Origin of the sequence: Sorangium sp. So ce131 (assembly GCF_051519095.1) — a bacterium.
Classification (GTDB): Bacteria; Myxococcota_A; Polyangia; order Polyangiales; family Polyangiaceae; genus Sorangium.
In genome coordinates this window covers 2,328,416-2,344,003 of sequence record NZ_CP150455.1, presented here as the reverse complement: position 1 = coordinate 2,344,003, position 15,588 = coordinate 2,328,416, and the positions used below count along the sequence as shown (strand labels likewise).

At 72.2% G+C, this 15,588-nt stretch carries 16 protein-coding genes; 10 read left to right on the top strand and 6 right to left on the bottom strand.

The window, feature by feature from the left end:
- Positions 1-80 precede the first annotated feature (80 nt).
- Positions 81-1,040, bottom strand: coding sequence for a LysR family transcriptional regulator (locus WMF43_RS08640; RefSeq protein WP_437678998.1), 960 nt, complete (start codon positions 1,038-1,040; stop codon positions 81-83).
- A 107-nt stretch (positions 1,041-1,147) separates the two neighbouring features.
- Here WMF43_RS08640 and WMF43_RS08635 point away from each other — a divergent pair, with 107 nt between their 5' ends.
- Entirely contained in the window at positions 1,148-2,380 is a 1,233-nt protein-coding gene (locus WMF43_RS08635; protein ID WP_437678996.1) for an Acg family FMN-binding oxidoreductase, read from the top strand.
- 39 nt (positions 2,381-2,419) lie between these two features.
- Here WMF43_RS08635 and WMF43_RS08630 read toward each other — a convergent pair whose 3' ends face one another.
- The gene (locus WMF43_RS08630; RefSeq protein ID WP_437678994.1) at positions 2,420-2,593 is read right to left on the bottom strand and encodes a hypothetical protein; all 174 of its coding nucleotides are present in this window, start codon (positions 2,591-2,593) and stop codon (positions 2,420-2,422) included.
- 669 nt (positions 2,594-3,262) lie between these two features.
- Here WMF43_RS08630 and WMF43_RS08625 point away from each other — a divergent pair.
- The gene (locus WMF43_RS08625) at positions 3,263-3,358 is read left to right on the top strand and encodes a serpin family protein (protein ID WP_437683974.1); all 96 of its coding nucleotides are present in this window, start codon (positions 3,263-3,265) and stop codon (positions 3,356-3,358) included.
- A gap of 335 nt (positions 3,359-3,693) precedes the next feature.
- Here the strand turns inward: WMF43_RS08625 and WMF43_RS08620 are convergent, their stop codons facing one another.
- On the bottom strand, positions 3,694-4,332 hold the full coding sequence (locus WMF43_RS08620) for a hypothetical protein (RefSeq protein WP_437678992.1): 639 nt from the start codon (positions 4,330-4,332) through the stop codon (positions 3,694-3,696).
- 4 nt (positions 4,333-4,336) lie between these two features.
- On the opposite strand from WMF43_RS08620, the gene WMF43_RS08615 reads away from it, so the two are divergent.
- The 4 genes from WMF43_RS08615 (at position 4,337) to WMF43_RS08600 (ending at position 7,935) form a co-directional block, all read left to right on the top strand.
- Positions 4,337-4,522, top strand: coding sequence for a hypothetical protein (locus WMF43_RS08615; RefSeq protein ID WP_437678991.1), 186 nt, complete (start codon positions 4,337-4,339; stop codon positions 4,520-4,522).
- Between the two features lie 48 nt (positions 4,523-4,570).
- On the top strand, positions 4,571-5,341 hold the full coding sequence (locus tag WMF43_RS08610; RefSeq protein ID WP_437678989.1) for an RNA polymerase sigma factor: 771 nt from the start codon (positions 4,571-4,573) through the stop codon (positions 5,339-5,341).
- The gene (locus WMF43_RS08605; RefSeq protein ID WP_437678987.1) at positions 5,338-6,597 is read left to right on the top strand and encodes a FecR domain-containing protein; all 1,260 of its coding nucleotides are present in this window, start codon (positions 5,338-5,340) and stop codon (positions 6,595-6,597) included. Before WMF43_RS08610 ends, WMF43_RS08605 begins: the two co-directional genes overlap by 4 nt.
- A gap of 174 nt (positions 6,598-6,771) precedes the next feature.
- Positions 6,772-7,935, top strand: a complete 1,164-nt coding sequence (locus WMF43_RS08600) for a hypothetical protein (protein WP_437678985.1) — start codon at positions 6,772-6,774, stop codon at positions 7,933-7,935.
- A gap of 139 nt (positions 7,936-8,074) precedes the next feature.
- Here the strand turns inward: WMF43_RS08600 and WMF43_RS08595 are convergent, their stop codons facing one another.
- Complete coding sequence (locus WMF43_RS08595) at positions 8,075-8,956, bottom strand: NAD-dependent epimerase/dehydratase family protein (RefSeq protein WP_437678983.1); 882 nt, start codon at positions 8,954-8,956, stop codon at positions 8,075-8,077.
- Between the two features lie 92 nt (positions 8,957-9,048).
- Between WMF43_RS08595 and WMF43_RS08590 the strand changes: the two genes are divergently transcribed.
- Positions 9,049-9,975 (top strand): AraC family transcriptional regulator, encoded by a 927-nt coding sequence (locus WMF43_RS08590; RefSeq protein WP_437678981.1) that lies wholly within the window; start codon positions 9,049-9,051, stop codon positions 9,973-9,975.
- Positions 9,976-9,995: 20 nt separating this feature from the next.
- Positions 9,996-10,634 carry a transposase gene (locus WMF43_RS08585; RefSeq protein ID WP_437678979.1) on the top strand — a complete coding sequence of 213 codons (639 nt, stop codon included), beginning with the start codon at positions 9,996-9,998 and terminating at the stop codon, positions 10,632-10,634.
- A gap of 32 nt (positions 10,635-10,666) precedes the next feature.
- Here the strand turns inward: WMF43_RS08585 and WMF43_RS08580 are convergent, their stop codons facing one another.
- Positions 10,667-12,067, bottom strand: coding sequence for a DUF7453 family protein (locus WMF43_RS08580; protein ID WP_437678976.1), 1,401 nt, complete (start codon positions 12,065-12,067; stop codon positions 10,667-10,669).
- Between the two features lie 813 nt (positions 12,068-12,880).
- Here WMF43_RS08580 and WMF43_RS08575 point away from each other — a divergent pair.
- Together WMF43_RS08575 and WMF43_RS08570 are read left to right on the top strand one after the other, a co-directional pair.
- Positions 12,881-14,281: a hypothetical protein gene (locus tag WMF43_RS08575; RefSeq protein ID WP_437678975.1), complete on the top strand. Its 1,401-nt coding sequence runs from the start codon at positions 12,881-12,883 to the stop codon at positions 14,279-14,281.
- Between the two features lie 475 nt (positions 14,282-14,756).
- Positions 14,757-14,987, top strand: a complete 231-nt coding sequence (locus WMF43_RS08570) for a VF530 family DNA-binding protein (RefSeq protein WP_104986955.1) — start codon at positions 14,757-14,759, stop codon at positions 14,985-14,987.
- A 163-nt stretch (positions 14,988-15,150) separates the two neighbouring features.
- Here WMF43_RS08570 and WMF43_RS08565 read toward each other — a convergent pair whose 3' ends face one another.
- Positions 15,151-15,420, bottom strand: coding sequence for a hypothetical protein (locus tag WMF43_RS08565; RefSeq protein WP_437678973.1), 270 nt, complete (start codon positions 15,418-15,420; stop codon positions 15,151-15,153).
- Positions 15,421-15,588 lie beyond the last annotated feature (168 nt).

The window sequence follows — 15,588 nt, the reverse complement described above, 5'->3', positions numbered from 1 at the left end:
CAGCATGCTCCGCTGGGTCGCAGCTCAAGGTCGCCGGCGCCGGATGCGCGACCCGACCCACGTTGAGCCGAGCCGCGGCGTCACTCGAGGCGGCGGCGACGCGACGCCTGCCGGGAGGCGGGAGGCGCGCCGATGACCTCGACGAGCTGAGCGCGCAGCCAGCGATGGCCGGGATCGTCGTGCACGCGCTCGTGCCATACGGCAGAAGCGCGATCCAGCCCGAGCTCGACCGGGGGCCGGGCCGCGCGGAGGCCAAAGGGCGCCGCGAGCGCCGCGACCGCCGCGGGGCACGTCACCACGAGATCGGAAGCCGCGACGAGGAAAGGCACCGTCACGAAATGCTGGACCTGCGCGACGACCCGGCGGCGCCGCCCGACCACCTCGAGCGCGCGATCGACCAGGCTGCCTGGCATGCCGTGCGGCGCGATCAGCACGTGTCCGAGCTCCAGGTAGCGCTCCAGCGTGAGCCGCCGCGACGCGGCGGGGTGGCCCTCGCGCATCAAGGTGACGAAGGGCTCGTCCGGCAAGCGGAGCTGCCGCAACGACGGCGGCACGAGGAACTCGGGGACGAACGCCAACTCGGCGGTGCCCCGCTCGAGCCGCTTCACGAAATCCGCGTCGACCCGGTCCACCCGCACCGCGGCGCGCGGGGCTTCGCGCGCCAGGATCGCCATGAGCCGCGGCAAGGCGGCCGCCTCGAGCAGGTCGTTGCCGAGCAGCACGAACCGGCGCTCGGACGTCGAGGGATCGAACGGAGCGCCGGCCTGGATCGCCGCCCGCAAGCTCGCCAGCGCCTGCGCCAGCGGGTCGGCCAGCGCCTGCGCGCGAGGGGTCAGCGCGAGCAGCGGCCGCCCCGGAGCGAGCAGCACATCGCCGAAGAACTCGCGGAGGCGCGCGAGCCGCTGGCTCGCGGCCGACTGCGTGATGCCCAGCCGCTTCGCCGCGCGCGTCACGTGCCGCTCGCGCAGCAGCACGTCGAGCGCGAGCAGGAGACTCAGGTCGTCGGGGAGGTCGCTGGGCATCAGCGACTCTAATACCATCTATTCGGAGCATTCACTTTCCTAATCATCCGCACCGCCTCACCCTGTGCGCGTGGCCGTCGCTCCTGGAGCTCGGCGCGACGTCTTCCGGAGGGATGGAGCGGATCATGAAGCGAATCACGGACATGGAACCCAGGATCTCCCGGCGGCGCCTCCTTGGAGGCGTCGCGACGCTCGCCGTCGCCGGCGGCATGGGCTGGTACGCGGCCGGCCGGGGCGTGTTCGATGACCGGCGGGGAGCGCCGTTCGCGCCGTGGGCCGCGTTCCGCGGGGAGCGCGGCGGAGGGCTGATCGAGCTCGTGCGCGCAGCGGTGCTCGCCGCGAGCCCGCACAACACGCAGCCGTGGCTCTTCGAGCTCCACGAGGACCGGATCGACGTGCTCTCGGATCCGTCTCGATCGCTCGGCGACATGGACCCGTTCGGGCGCGAGATGCACATCGGGCTCGGCTGCGCGATCGAGAACCTGGCGCTCGCGGCGGGCTCGATGGGCTGGGCGGCTCGTGTGGAGCTCGGCGCCGGACGACTGCCGCTCTTCGAGGCCCAGCCTGCCCGTGTCGCCGGGAGCGCGGCGGCGCCGCCGACCCGGGTGGCCACCGTCCGGCTCGAGCCAGGTGGGGCGGCGTCGCCGCTCGCGCGGGCCATCGCGGAGCGGCACACGAACCGCGGCCTTTACGGCGCGCAGCGCGTGCCCGCCGCGGCGCTCCGGGAGCTGTCGAGCCTGAACGAGGATCGAGCGTCGCTCGAAATCGTCTGGCTCGAGCGCCCGGATCAGCGGGAGATCTTCGCGGCCCACACGCTGCGAGCCACCGAGATCATCGCGCGCGACGCGTCGATGATCGAGGACAGCGACGCGTGGTTCCGGCTCACGCCCGAGGCCGTGCGGGCCCACCGGGACGGGCTGACCTTCGACGTGATGGGGCTCGGCCCGCTGCTCACGACCGCCGTCAAGCTGCTGCCCAGGCCGTCGCCGGAGCGGATGCACGACGACTGGCTCCGCGTCACGCGCGATGTCCACCTCGCGGGCGACCCCATCACCGGCGTCATCGCCGCCCGCGATCGCTACGACCTCGACGCGACGCTCCGCGCGGGGCGCCTGTGGCAACGAATGCAGCTCTGGGCGACCGCGCGCGGGATCGCCATGCAGCCGCTGAGCCAGGTGCCGGAGGTCATCGACCGCGAGCGCCAGCTCGGGCGAGCGCCGGCCATGGAGCGCTCGTTCGCCGATGCGCTGCGCCTCGGCGACTGGCAGCCCACGATGGCGTTCCGGCTGGGTCATGCGGAGCGAGCGGGCGTGCCCGGGCTCCGCCGCGCAGCGGAGGACGTGATCCGCGCGAGCTGAGCGCCCGGGGGAGAAGGCATCACGTGGTGGCGCGGGGTCTCAGAGCGCCGAGAGGAACGCGACGAGCGCCGCCTTCTCGGAGGAGTCGAGCCCGATGCCGAACCGCTGGTCATGGTGATCGACCGCGGCGGCGATCGTGGCCGCCTCGGCCGCGAGGCCGCTCGCGATGGCCTCCGCCAGCCGCTCCTCGTCTTCCACCAGCAGCACGCGCATGGCCCCCCGAGGATGCCAGAAGATCCTGAGAGTTTCCTGAGAACTCGGCCTCTGCGGGAGGTTGAGCTCCGAGGCTGCAGCTGCACCGGCGGGCTCGGCGCGGCATCGCTGCTGCCGGCAGCGGCGCTCGCCCTGGTGTTCCTGTCTCGACGGTCGCGCTCGTGGCGTGACGTGGCCGGTCATGGCACCGCGTGGCCGTCCGGTGGCCCGGCAGCCTCGCGAGGAGCAGATCGAGGTGCGGTGATCCCGGCCCGCTCGAGTGCACCGAGGGCCGCTGTCAGGAGGGCGCCTCGCCCTGACGCGCGGATCGCCGCGAGCTCGTGCCGAGCGCGGGGCGTCACCTGGCCCATCTGACCAGGCCTCAACAAAGCCTATCGACGTCGCATCGCCCGCCTTGTTCCACTCGCGCTGGTCGGCCATGAGGACCTTTTCCGAGGGAGCCGGATCGGAATTCGGCTTGTGTGGAGCGCATCGGGCTGCAGAGCACCTATCTCCCCGGCGTCGGCGAGCAGCTCGCCGACACGCCCTGTGGATCTGACCTCCCCTGGCGCGTGGCCATGGAGCTCCTCGGAGGGAGTCGGAGTCCTTGCCGCTGCGACTCAGTGTGGCACAGCTTGGTCTGATTCATGAGCTTCACATGGCACATTCGAGGTGCGATGACGTGAGGCGATCGTCCTGGACCGCCCGTTCTTCTTCTTCGTCCGCGACGTGACGACGGGGGCGCTCCTCTTCGCGGGACGCGTCAACGACCCGACTGCGCACTGAGGACCGGCGCGCCCTGGCGGACCCGAGCGCGCCTCACGTTGCAGCGGCGGCCGACTGGAAGGCGCGCGAGAGCTCCTCCGGGGCCGGCAGCGCTCCCGCAGGCTGCTTCGTTCAGGTGGCCCCTTGGATGCATAGATAAATGATTGAACTAGCGTCGTTTTTCCAGGAGGACCGGATCGCATAGTGTTTTCTATATCAACCAGCGCGTGCAGCGTGGCTGTGCGGTGGGACTGGTGATGCCGCGGGTCCGTCAGGCGACGCGGCGGCGGAGGGCGCCCCGTTGGGCCACACCGGAGCCGCCCTCGCCGGTGAAACAGGCCGAAGCTATCGAATCGCTACTGTTTCCGGCGACCGCCCGCCATCGACCGGTCTTTCTGGCGCCGTCCGCGCCGGCGCGGCGCCGCCGCTGTCTCGTCCGCGTCCTCGTCCTCGTCCTCGTCCTCGTCCTCGTCCTCGTCCTCGTCCTCGTCCTCGTCCTCGTCCTCGTCCTCGTCGTCCCGCGGCGGCCCCGAGATGGCGTGGAAGATCACGCGCTCCGCCGCGGTCGTCCACTTCCACCGGATGGCCGTGTAGAAGATGAAAATGGGCATGAGCAGGCCCGCCAGGCCGAAGGTCCAGACAAAGACGCCCTCGACCCGACCCTTGAGCGCGGTGATCATCCAGCCCATGCCCCACAGGAAGGCGGCCGAGCCGACCATCACGAACGCGGACGACACCAGGAAACCGGTCGCGTCGCGCTTGCCGCACTTGGGGCACGGGCAGAGCCGCAGGGTGAGATCGGCGTTCTTCCGCGCGTCCGAGCTCGCCGACGCGGAGGCGCGCCCGCGCGCCCCCTGCGCGTCCAGGAAGTAGGGGCTGTTGCCTTGGCCAATGCCGACGCCGGTCACCGTGGCGTCGCTCTGGAATCCGCAGTGCTTGCAGCGGTACGCGATCTCGAAGCCCCTGCGGACGGTCGCGGTGTATCTCTTCCCCACGTACATGCTGCGACAGCATACGTCGAGCGGCGCCGCGCGCGTCACGCGAACGCGGGGCCAGCACATCCACGACACCACCGCGCAGCGCTCGAACACGCTGCTCACGTCGGTGGTGAACGCGCTCGGCCACGCCGCGACCGGCGTCGGCATCGAGCCGAGCTGCGGACCGCGGCGGGGCCTGCTCGCCTGACGAGGCCCCTTTCGCCTGGCGAGAGGTCTCGCCCGCCGAAAAAGATCTGTGGCTCAGCCTGCTTTCGGGCCGACCGGCTACAAGACGGACATGGGAACCGTGGGGCCACGACCAGCGAGCCGCCGGCTCAGGCTCGTCCGCGCTCCGGACACCGAGCCCTCCGCGCCGGCCACAGGCCCTGCGCCGGCCACGGGCCCTGCGCCCGCCGCCGCTCCCGCGCCAGCCACCGACGAGGAGATCCTGCTCGCCTTCCACCGGGGCGAGCGGGGCATCGGCCTGCGCCTGTACGAGCACCTTCTTCCGGTGGTCGACCGGACCCTGTACCGAATCCTGGGGTGCCGGGAGCAGGACCACGCCGATCTCGTGCAGGGCGCATTCGAGCAAATTGTGAGCACGCTCACCAAGCGTCGCTTCGCGGGCGAGTGCAGCCTGGCCGGGTGGGCTTCCGTGATCGCCTGCCATGTCGGGCTGAGCGCGCTGCGCGCCCGCCGGCGGGAGCGCAAGGTCATCGACCGGAGCCCGGGGCCTGAGGTCGCGCCCGAGCCGCCCGCGAGGAGCGCCGATCCCGAGCGGGAGCTCCGCGCCCAGCGCGACCTCGAGGCCCTGCGCCGGCACCTTGCGGCGATGGATCGCGACCGCGCCACCGCGCTCCTGCTCCATGCCATGGGCTACTCGCTCGAGGAGATCGCGTCCCTGACCGGCGCCTCCGTGGCCGCGGCCCAGTCCCGGCTGTCGCGAGGCCGCCGGGAGCTCCAGGCGCGTTTCGAGCCCGACGCGGTGGCGCGTCCCGACCCCGCTCGACCGGAGAAGCTGCGATGAAGCACGACGATGTTGACCGCGCCGCGGAGGATCGCGCCGCGGCACTTGAGGTGGAGGCGCCCCTGCGGGCGCTGGTCGAGCAGCCGGTGCCGCCCTTGTCGGGCGCCGAGGCGCACCAGCTCCAGCAGCGGATCACCCGCCGCATCGACCAGCTCGCCGCCCAGGCCGCGGAGGGGCGCGCCCGCGCCGCCCGGCGGAGGCGCCTGCTCGGCGCCGCGGCCGCGCTCGCGGCGGCGCTGGCCGCGGTCGCCCTCGGCGCGGCGGCCGTGTTCCCGGCGCGCTCCCCGGCCCCGGCGGCCGCGCAGGTCACCGTCCTTCAAGGCCAGGTCGAGATCGCCTCCGACGGCGCGACCAGCTCGCCGCCGTCCCTCGCCCTGGTGCCTCTCGCGAGCGACGACGAGCTGCGGACCGGCGAGCAAGCAACGGCGAGGGCGTCGCTCGCCACGGGCGCGACGGTCGAGGTCGGGCCCAGGGCCCGCGTGAGGTTCACGCCGACGGGCTCCGGACAGGGCCGCTTCGACGACATCGTCGCCCTCGAGCGCGGCCGGGTGTCCGTGGAGGTGCCGCCGCTCGCGCCGGGCGTCACGTTGTCGGTCCGCACGCCCGAGACCGTCGTCACGGTCCACGGCACGCGCTTCTCGGTCGAGAGGCGGGTCGGGCCGGCGGGCGAGCCGGAGGAGACCCGCGTCTCGGTCGTGGAAGGGCGGGTCGCCGTGCGCCACGGCGAGGTCGAGCGCTTCCTCGGCCGGGGCGAGACGTGGTCGTCCCGCGACGAGCAGCGCCGGGGCGAGACGGGGTCGTCCCGCGACGAGCAGGGCCGGGACGAGCGAGCCACCGGCGGCGAGGCCGGCGACGCGCAGGCGCCCGCGCCGGAGGCCGAGCCGCGAGCGGCCGAGCAGGGCGAGACCGATCGCGTCGAGGCAGCGGCGGGCGCGTCGAGCGCCCCGCGCGACCCGCCCGGGGCCCCGGCGCGCGCCGCGCTGTCCGCGCAGAATGAGCTGCTCCAGAGCGCGATGGAAGCGCGACGGCGGGGACAGCCCAGGCAGGCGCTGGAGCGGCTCGACCGCCTCCTCGGCCGCTACCCGGGCTCGCCGCTCGCCGAGATCGCCCGGGTGGAGCGGCTCCGGGCCCTCGAGATGCTCGGCGACAAGGACCGGGCAGCGTCGGAGGCGCGGCGTTACCTCAAGGACTATCCGCAGGGCTTCGGGCGCAAGGAGGCCGCGGCCGCGTCCCGCGCCGGCGGCGCCCGGCCGTGAGCGCCGCGTGACCCCCGCCGTCGATCGTTGAAGATTCCTGCCTGCTCTTCTCGCCTCCGGCTACTTCCCCTTCATCGAGACGGATCGTCGCGCCGGCGATCGACCTCGCGTTGCGCACGTCGCGCGCCGCCGGACGCGATCTCGGCCGCGCTCGCCTTAACATGGAGGATGGTGATGCGTTCTATTCTTTCGACAGGAATGGTGTGCGGTGGGCTGTGCTTCCTCACGGTCGTCGGACTGGCCTGCACCACGGAGGACGCCGGCGGCGGGTACGGCTCGGGCCTCACGGAAGACTGCGACCCCTCGGCGGAGAGCGGCGGCGTGTCCGCCCCGAGCTTCCCCGGGTCCGGCACGTCGGGCGCGGGCGCTCCGATCACCGCGGACCTGGATCCGGACTCGTGTGGTGCCGCCCGCCGCGGCGTGGTGGTGGAGGACACCTCCGAGGTCGACTGCTATTACACGAACAGCGACCAGACCACCCCGATGGCCTTCCTCGAGCGCGTCGTCGAGATCGCCGAGGGCGACGAGCTCGTGCACGTGCGGCTGACGCTCAACCCCGCGTTCGTCGACAACAGCTACGGTGAGACGGCGATCGGCTGGGGCGGCGACCAGGATCAGGCCCCCGCGCCTGCCCCCGGCCCCGGGGGCCCCGGCGGCGGGCCGAAGCCGCCGGGGCACGGCGGGCACACGTTCAAGGATCTCGTGGGCAGCGACAAGGCCCAGTTCCAGATCACGGACGGGACGGGGAACCTCGTTCTCGACTTCTACGTGGACTACGTCTCGGTCGACGACACGAAGCCTTCCGGCTACGGCTCGCTCGGCGTGCTCGGGGGCGAGGGCAAGATGCTCGCCGGCGACGCGAGCGCCATCGTCGCGGCGACCACGTCGATCGACCGCGATCTCAACGCTTGCGGATACGGGACGTACATCGTCGACTCTCCGGCGACCGACGAGAATTATACCCCGAACGACGAGACGCCGAACTGGGACTATCGCGTGGTGTACGACGTCTGGCTCAGCGCCTCGGCCTTCGGCGACGCGGGCTTCGGCGATGCGGTGATCAGCTATGTCCACGCGTCTCCGAGCAAGTACCCGTCGGACACGCTCGTCGTGACGCCGGGCCCCTGTCCTCCGACGACGTGCGACGACGAGGATCCGCCGGCCGGAGAGGGCGGCTCGGATCCGGGCGGCGATCCCGGCGAAGACCCGGGCGGCGATCCCGGCGAAGACCCGACCTGCCACGATCAGGGCGGGGAGTGCCAGGTGAACGCGGACTGCTGCTCGGACAGCGACGTTTGCCTGGGCGGCACCTGCCAGCCGTTCGAGGTCCCGCGGTGAGCAGGGTCCTCCCCCGGTGAGCAGCGTCTGACAGGCCGGGGCAGGCTGGGAAGCAACTCCGCCTCCCCGCTGTCGGATGCGCGCATCCAGGACGCGGATCTCCGCGAGGACCACCTCGGACCGAGCGCTGCGGCGCGCTTCACGGAGCCCCATACCCCTGGGCGGGGTTGCGGAGGGCGCCGCAGATCCCGCCGAGCGCCTCCCCGATCGCCGGCGACCAGCCCAGGCCGCGCAACCTGGTCGCGTCGAGGGCGGCGTCCATGGCCAGAAAGCCGGCCATCGGCCCGAGGGCGGCTCGGGCTTCATCCAGGCTCCACGAGCTCACGGGCACCCCGGCGGCCTCGCCGATCGCAGCGAAGAGGACCGCCATCGGCACGGGCGACGCTTCGGCGGCATGGAAGACGCCCGTCGCGTCCGACTCCAGCAGCATCACATACGCCGCCGCCAGGTCCTGCACGTGAACGGTGGACCAGCGGTTTGCGCCGTCGCCGAGATAACGCGCCACCCCCGCCGCGCGAGCGCCCTGCACCAGGCTCGCCACCGGGCCTGCGCCGTCGCCGTAGACGATGGGCGGCCGCACGACCAGGCCGCGGACGCCCGTGGCCCCGAGCACGCGCGACTCGACCGTCGCCAGCCAGTCGAGCGGTCCGCCGGGGCTCGCCGTGTCGTCTTCCGGCACGGGCACCCGCGAGGATCGCGCCCGCGGCGCCCCGGTCGTCGCGACGAAGACGCCGCCCTTCATGGCCGAGAGCATCGCGGTGACGGCCGCCGCGTCCGTGTCCACGCGGTCTTCTCCCGCCGTCGCCGCGGTGTGCACCACGCCGTCGCCGGCCGCCGCCTCGCGCGCGAGCACGTCCAGCCGGAAGAGATCGCCCCGGACCGGCTCCGCTCCGCTGGCGCGCACCTTCGCTTCCGACACGTCGCTGCGCGCGAGCCCGCGCACGTGGTGCCCGCGGGTCGAGAGGGCGCGGGCGATCGCCGAGCCGATGAAGCCGCTCGCGCCGGTGATGAAGATATCCATGTCTGTCTCCTCGTGTGTTGGCGCTCGAAACCTAACGAACGCCCCGCCGGCGCTCCATGTGATAGAGTCCATCTCTCCTTTGTGACCGTCCAATGCCCGACGTCCTCACCGCGCTGCTTCGCCACGTGCGCATCGAGACCAGCCTCTTTGGCCGGATCGAGCTCGGCGCCCCGTGGGGGGCCCGCGTCGGCCGGCGAGAGCTCGTGTTGCTCCACCACCTCCTCGAGGGCGAGATGTGGCTGGAGCTGGATGGCCGGGAGATCCATGTCAGCCGGGGAGACCTGCTGCTCCTGCCGCACGGCGCCCCCCACTGCCTCCGGCACCGGCCGGGGGCCCCGGTCGACGACGAGGAGCGCTGGCTGGCTCCTCCTGCGCCGGGCGCGCAGACGGTGCGGCGCCGGCTGGGCGGCGACGGCGCGACGACGGTGGTGCTCTGCGCCGCGATGAGCCTTGTCGGCGCCGGGCGGTCGCTGCTCCTGCGCGCGCTGCCGCCGGTGGTGCTCCTCGACGGCGGCGCCGGTGAGCCGGTGCCCGGCCTCGGCCGGCTCCTCGACGGCATCCGGGACGAGGTGCGCGGCCGGCGTCCGGGCGCGCCGGTGATGGCCGCTCGTTTCGCGGAGCTGCTCCTGCTGCAGGCGATTCGCGCGGAGCTCGAGCGCCCCGCGCCTCCTGGCTCCTTTCGCGCCGCCCTCGCGGACGAGCGCATCGCACGCGCCCTGGACGCGCTCTACCGGGCCCCGGAGCGCGCGTGGACGGTGGCCTCTCTCGCGCGGGAGGCCGGCATGAGCCGCTCGGGCTTCGCGCACGCCTTTCGCGAGCAGGTGGGCGAGAGCCCTCTCCGGCACCTGCTGCGCTGGCGCATGGAGCTGGCCAGGGAGACGCTGCGAGTCCATCCCGAGCGCGCGCTCGCCGAGGTGGCCTCGTCCGTGGGCTACCGGGACGAGGCCGCCTTCAGCGTCGCGTTTCGCCGGGAGGTGGGGGTCCCTCCGGGGGCCTACCGACCACGGCGGCGAACCTGATCGAGGACGTCCTGCCCGAGGTGGCGCACCGTCCGTGGGTGTTGACGTTTCCGTTTCCGTGGCGGCGCAGGCTCGCCCAGGACGGGGCGTTGTTCGGCGTGCTGACCCGCATCTTCGTCGAGAGCGTGGAACGGTTCTACGAAGAGCGCGCCGTGCGCCGAGGCGCGCGCGGCACGGTCAAGAGCGGCGCGGTGACCGCTGTGCAACGCACGTCCGGCGACATGCGGCTCAATCCGCATCTGCACGTGGTCTTCCTAGACGGGGCTTATCACGAAGACGGCACCGAGCTCGTGTGGAACGAACTCGGTCACCTGCGAACGCGCGAGGTCGGTCAGGTCCTAGAGCACGCCGTCGGGCGGATGCTCCGTTACCTCCGGCGGCACGGGCATCTCGAGATCGAGCACGACGTCGAGGAGGACGACGCGTGTGCCCACGGCACGCCGATGCGCCCCGTAGCGCGCTCGGCGCCGCCCGGACCACGCTCTTTCGACCCAGGACCGAGCCATCACGACGCTCGTGGCCCCACCCTTTTCGGTTTGCTGCGCTACGCTTCTTCGCGCTGCGATCCGGCTTCTTTTACCTACGCGCCGACGGTAAGGGCGAGGCGCCGCTCGTCGCAGGTGACAGAACCTTCCTCTACCCGATCCGGCCCTCCTTGAAAAAGGACGCTCCATGGCCCGAGACGCGGCGCTCAGTCGCGAGTCGCTATCACCACGTACGTCAGATGGGTGTCCATGATGACCTGCGTCAGCACCTGGCCGCGCTCGTTCAGGTGGACGAGCGGCCAGGGGTAGGCGCCGCCGACATTGTTGTTATTGTTGACGTGCGCTACGGTGCCCAGACCTGGGATGACCGTCCCCGTGCGCACCACCGTGCGGATCTCACCATCATCGTACAGGTAGACGCCGGTGTCCTGGACCGAATCGCCATTGGTATCGGTATCAAGCTGGGCCACGAAGGCAACCTGGCCGGCGTTGTTGATGCCATGGCTGCCCTGAAAGAGGGTGGAGTTGGTCATGGTCCCGCCCGGCAGGATGTCGCCTGGCGCCGCCACGGTCACGTTGCCGCGGTTGTGGTCGCGCAAGTATACGCCCGTGCTGTCCCCGATGATGCCGATGAAGCTCACATCGCCCACGTTGTTGATCCGGCCGTTGAATGCGGCGTCGAACGTGTCGCCGTCCGGCGTCGCATCACCCTGGTGCACCAGAGAGGTCAGGATGCCCGTGGAGGCACGATAGAGATAGAGGCTCTCGAAGCAACCGATGGTGCTCGCGTCGCCACCAACGCAGGTTTCGCCGTGGACGTGGGCGCCGAACACCACGTCGCCGCGGTCGTTGAGGTTCGGGTCCCACGCGTCGTCGAAGGTGCCGGCGCCGTCCGGCGCCGGGTCGCCCGGCGCGGCGATCTTCGTGGGGACGTCGTGCCGATCGAACACATATACGCCGCGGCCCAGCCCGAAACACGACGCCTTCGGATCGACGCAATTCCCGTCCAGCGTGTCGATGATACCCACCGTGGCGATCTCGTCGCGGTTGTTGATGTCGGTGTGCAACCCGCTGCCGCGGAAGGTCGTGCCAGAAGGGGCGGACTGGCCCGGCAGTAGCACCGGCGTGACGGCGCCGCTTGCGCCATTGTAGCGCCAGACGCCGGCATTGACGCCGAGCTCGGGGGAAGGCACATCCAGGATGAACCCGAATGCTACGTTGCCGGCGTCGTTCAAGCCCACCGGGGTCAGCACACCAGCAATGTTGGCGTACGTGGTATCGGTACCTGGAGCGCTCAACCCGGAGCGTGCGATCAGCTTGCTGACGCCGCCGCGTCGCAAGTACAGCCCCTCACCGACGAGCCCGTCCCCGAGATCCGATACAAAGATTGAGGCGCCGCAGGCGTTGATGTCTTGCGGCTCGAAATCGCCCTCGTGGCTGCCGCCGCCCGGCGCCGCGTCGCCGAGCGTGGCGACCACCGAGAATTTGTAGCCGTCGCGCCGGTCACCGTGGGCGAGGCCGGACCGTGCGGTGAGCCCCGCCGCGAGGACGACAGTTGTTGTCACGCGGGCCACGTGCCGGGCGCGAGCGCCATGGAAGTAATGCATTGGCTGGGCCTCCCTGTGAAGCGACTGTACTCCCGGGATCAGACTTGGCAGTGCCGCGATGGTGCAATACCACGCCAACCGATCTCGCCGCGCCATGGCGGCGATCGCATCAACCTCCGCAGTCCGCACCCGGGGACGCGGTGTAGTCTGAAATAGGACACATCGGTGTCAAGGCACAACTGGGACCTGGTCGGCCGCGGCGCGCATGGCGCTGAACCGTCCGGTCCAGCCGAACGCCCGCGCTTGTACGGGCGGACGCGCCGCGCTCGGCGAGCCGACCGATGTTCCAGCACGCTCTCCCAACCGGGGGCCACGTATTGGAAAAGCACCGTTCTGCGCCGCAAGGCGCCCGGTGACGCCGCATAGCGTCTCGCGACGCGCCTCCCGGGCCAGACCAACGCCCGGACGGACACGTGTGCCCACGGCACGCCGATGCGCCCCGTAGCGCGCTCGGCGCCGCCCGGACCACGCTCTTTCGACCCAGGACCGAGCCATCACGACGCTCGCGGTGACGCCCATACGTCAGGGAAGTTGTCGCTTCCGGTGCCACCGGCAGCCCGAGCAGCCGGCCGATCGCCTCGTAGACGACGCGGGCCGCCTTCTCATCCCCATGGCGACGGCGCGGCTCAGAGTGCTGGCGAGCGACGCAACCACGGCGGCTCGAGGCGACGGATCGACCGTCGCGATCTCCGCGGGCCCAGGGCTTGGCGGTCGGGCCCGGGTTGGGCCCGTGCCTCCCGAGGGGGGGCGATCCGCCGTCTCGCTCTCCCTCGCGCATCCCAAGGCCTTCGTCTCCCCGCGTGTCGCCCAGCCATGCCCTCCCGACGCACCTGCGCTGCCGTCCTCGCCTCGCTCGCCGCGGCCCGTTGCGTCCCCGCCCCGACGCTCGCCCCGGCTCCGGCTCCGGCGGCCGCGAGTGATCCTCCCCCCGCCGCCCCTCACCGCCCTGCGCCCGAGGCGACCACCGCCAACGCCGGCGCGGCGCGCTGCCAGCTCCGCGGCCCATCCGATCTCGGCGCCTTGGCCCCTGGTGGCGTCTTCGCCGTGGGCTTCGGCGACCGCGGCGGGCTCGCGGTGTGGGCCGGCCCTGGAGGCGCACGCGCGAGGCCGCTCACGGCCTTCACGGAGCCGGCGGGCGCCGAGGTCGCGCTCGCCTTGCCGAAAGACGCGGCGCCGCGGGAAGTGGTGCCCGTCGCCGGCGGCTTCGTCGTGCTCGCCCAGCGCCTCGTCGTGCGCCCGCTCGCCTGCGCGTCGCGCTGCGTCGACGCGACCTGCTCCTCGTGGCCGGCCGGCACGCCGCAACCGCACGTCTGTTACCGGCCCTGCTTGCGCCCGTGCCCCAGGCTCGAGCCGGTTGGCCTCGTCGCCCAGCGCACCGACTCCGCAGGATGTGCGCTCGGCGCGTGGGTGCCTCTCCAGGGCGGCCCCTTCGACATCGAAGCCGTGATCCCCGGGACGGACCGCGCCTTCGCGCTCGTCACGGGCAAGGACTTCATCTCGATCCATCTGCCGGCCACACGCGCGCCGGCCGCGCGTTCGTGGGCCGCGCGCGCGCCGGCCAGCGGCGCTCTCGAGGTGACAAGGAGCGAACTGCCGGCCGCCGACTACGCGCTCCCCGTGCGGGGCTCCGGCCCGCCGACCCTGCTGCTCCTCGACGAGGGCGGCGCGCTGCGTGTCGTCGGCCCCGGCGGCGTGCGCTCGGTACAAGGCAACTTCACCGACGCGCTCTCCGGGCGGCTCCTCGACGCCCGCCTCCAGGCCCGCTGGGGGCCCGACGGCAGAATCCACGTCGCGCGACAGGTCTGGCTGAGCTCCATGGATACGCTCCAGTACGCTGTCCTCGACGCCATCGACGCTCCCGGCGTGGCCGGCGCCGGCGGCGCCCTCGACCACCTTGCGCTGCGCCCCGACGGCGCCGCCGAGCGCGGCGCGCTCCGGCCGCCCTTCGCCGAGTACATCGAGCCACACGGCGAGCGCGGGCGCTTCCGCCGGCGGACGTGGCTCCAGCGCACCGTCGGCGAGGACATCGACCTGCGCGAGGCCGATCCGGACGCCAGCGACGCGCGCGCGCGGATCGCCTGGTCGGGCGAGGCCTTCGCGATCACCTACGCCGTTCCGCGCGGAGGCGTCGCGGCGCTCCGGGCCGTCGCCGCCGACTGCTCCGGCGCCAGCGCAGGCGGCGATACCGCGGAGACGCAGGTTCCGCAGGACTGACCAGGCCCCGAGTCGACGACGCCATGGAGTCACCCTGGCGGTCCAAGGTGGATGCTGGTTTCGTCAGCACGGGGTGCCCTGCGCCGCCGCATCGCCCGCGGTGAAGGGTTCGTGGGGCCGCCGCCGTGGCCGCCCGCTGCCGCACCGCCGCGGTTGCCGCTCGGCGTGTCGTCGCTGCACCCCAGGACAGAGAAGGCCCCGAGCGCCACCGTCACCAGCCGACGCGTGCTGTCATCCCGCGTACGCCGGCATCGACGACGACACCCTGCGCCAGCACCTGCTCGATGCGGGAAGGCGCCTGCTCGACCGTCTCCGGCGCTGGCACAGCCCGGCTCGGCCTGGAGGACCAGCCCGGGCGAGGGTGGGCCCACGGGCGGCGTGCGCGCAGGCGGCGTGGGTGCGGCGGCCGCCGCGCGACGTGCTACACCGCGGGCTCACGCCGGCCCTCCGGGGCGAGCGCCCCCCGAGCATCGATATGACCCAGCCCCAGCCCAACAATCCTCTTCACGGCGTCACGCTCCAGATGATCCTCGAGCACCTGGTCGCGCAGCACGGTTGGGAGCAGCTCGGGCGCATGATCGACATTCGCTGCTTCAAGTACGATCCCAGCATCAAATCGAGCCTGCAATTCCTGCGACGGACCCCGTGGGCCCGGCAGCAGGTGGAGGCGCTTTACCTGCGGGACAAAGCCAAGCCCGGCCCGTGAGCGGCCCGCTCGACGCGAAGACTCCGCGGCGCGGGTAACCGCGAAACGCCTGCTCTACGTACCAGGCGCGGGGCTGCTCTTCCGCAGATCTTCGTCTTGGAGGCCGAGCGCACGAGGCATGACGTCCGGGCGTTCTGGCGCGCGTGCGCCGCCGAGCAGGCGGTCAACCCCGAAGCCGCCGTTCATTCATAATCTCGAGGAAGATTTCTTTGATGCTGGAGTCAGCTTCGAACCTCTCGATGAGCCGCTTCTCGCGCCGATATTTCTCCCAGAACTCGGCCCACGCTTTGGCCCTCTTGGGGCTGGGGATGTGGATCTTCCAGTGCACGTACTCGCAGCCCCGTCCGCAGATCGAACACGAGACGCCGCCCGTGCCTTGATGGCGGCGGTACGACTTGCCGCAGTCGACGCACACCCATGTCCGATTGCTCATGATGCCGTTCGCTTCTTCTGCCCGAGCGGGTGGGCGCTCACCCGGCCGGCCAACGTCGCGAGGCCGCAGGTTACCACGGCCTCCGGAAGTGCCAGGGGATGACGACGAGGGCATCGTGCTCGACGACGCCGCAGAGCGCCTCGAGCCGTGGACGGGTTGATTGGACGG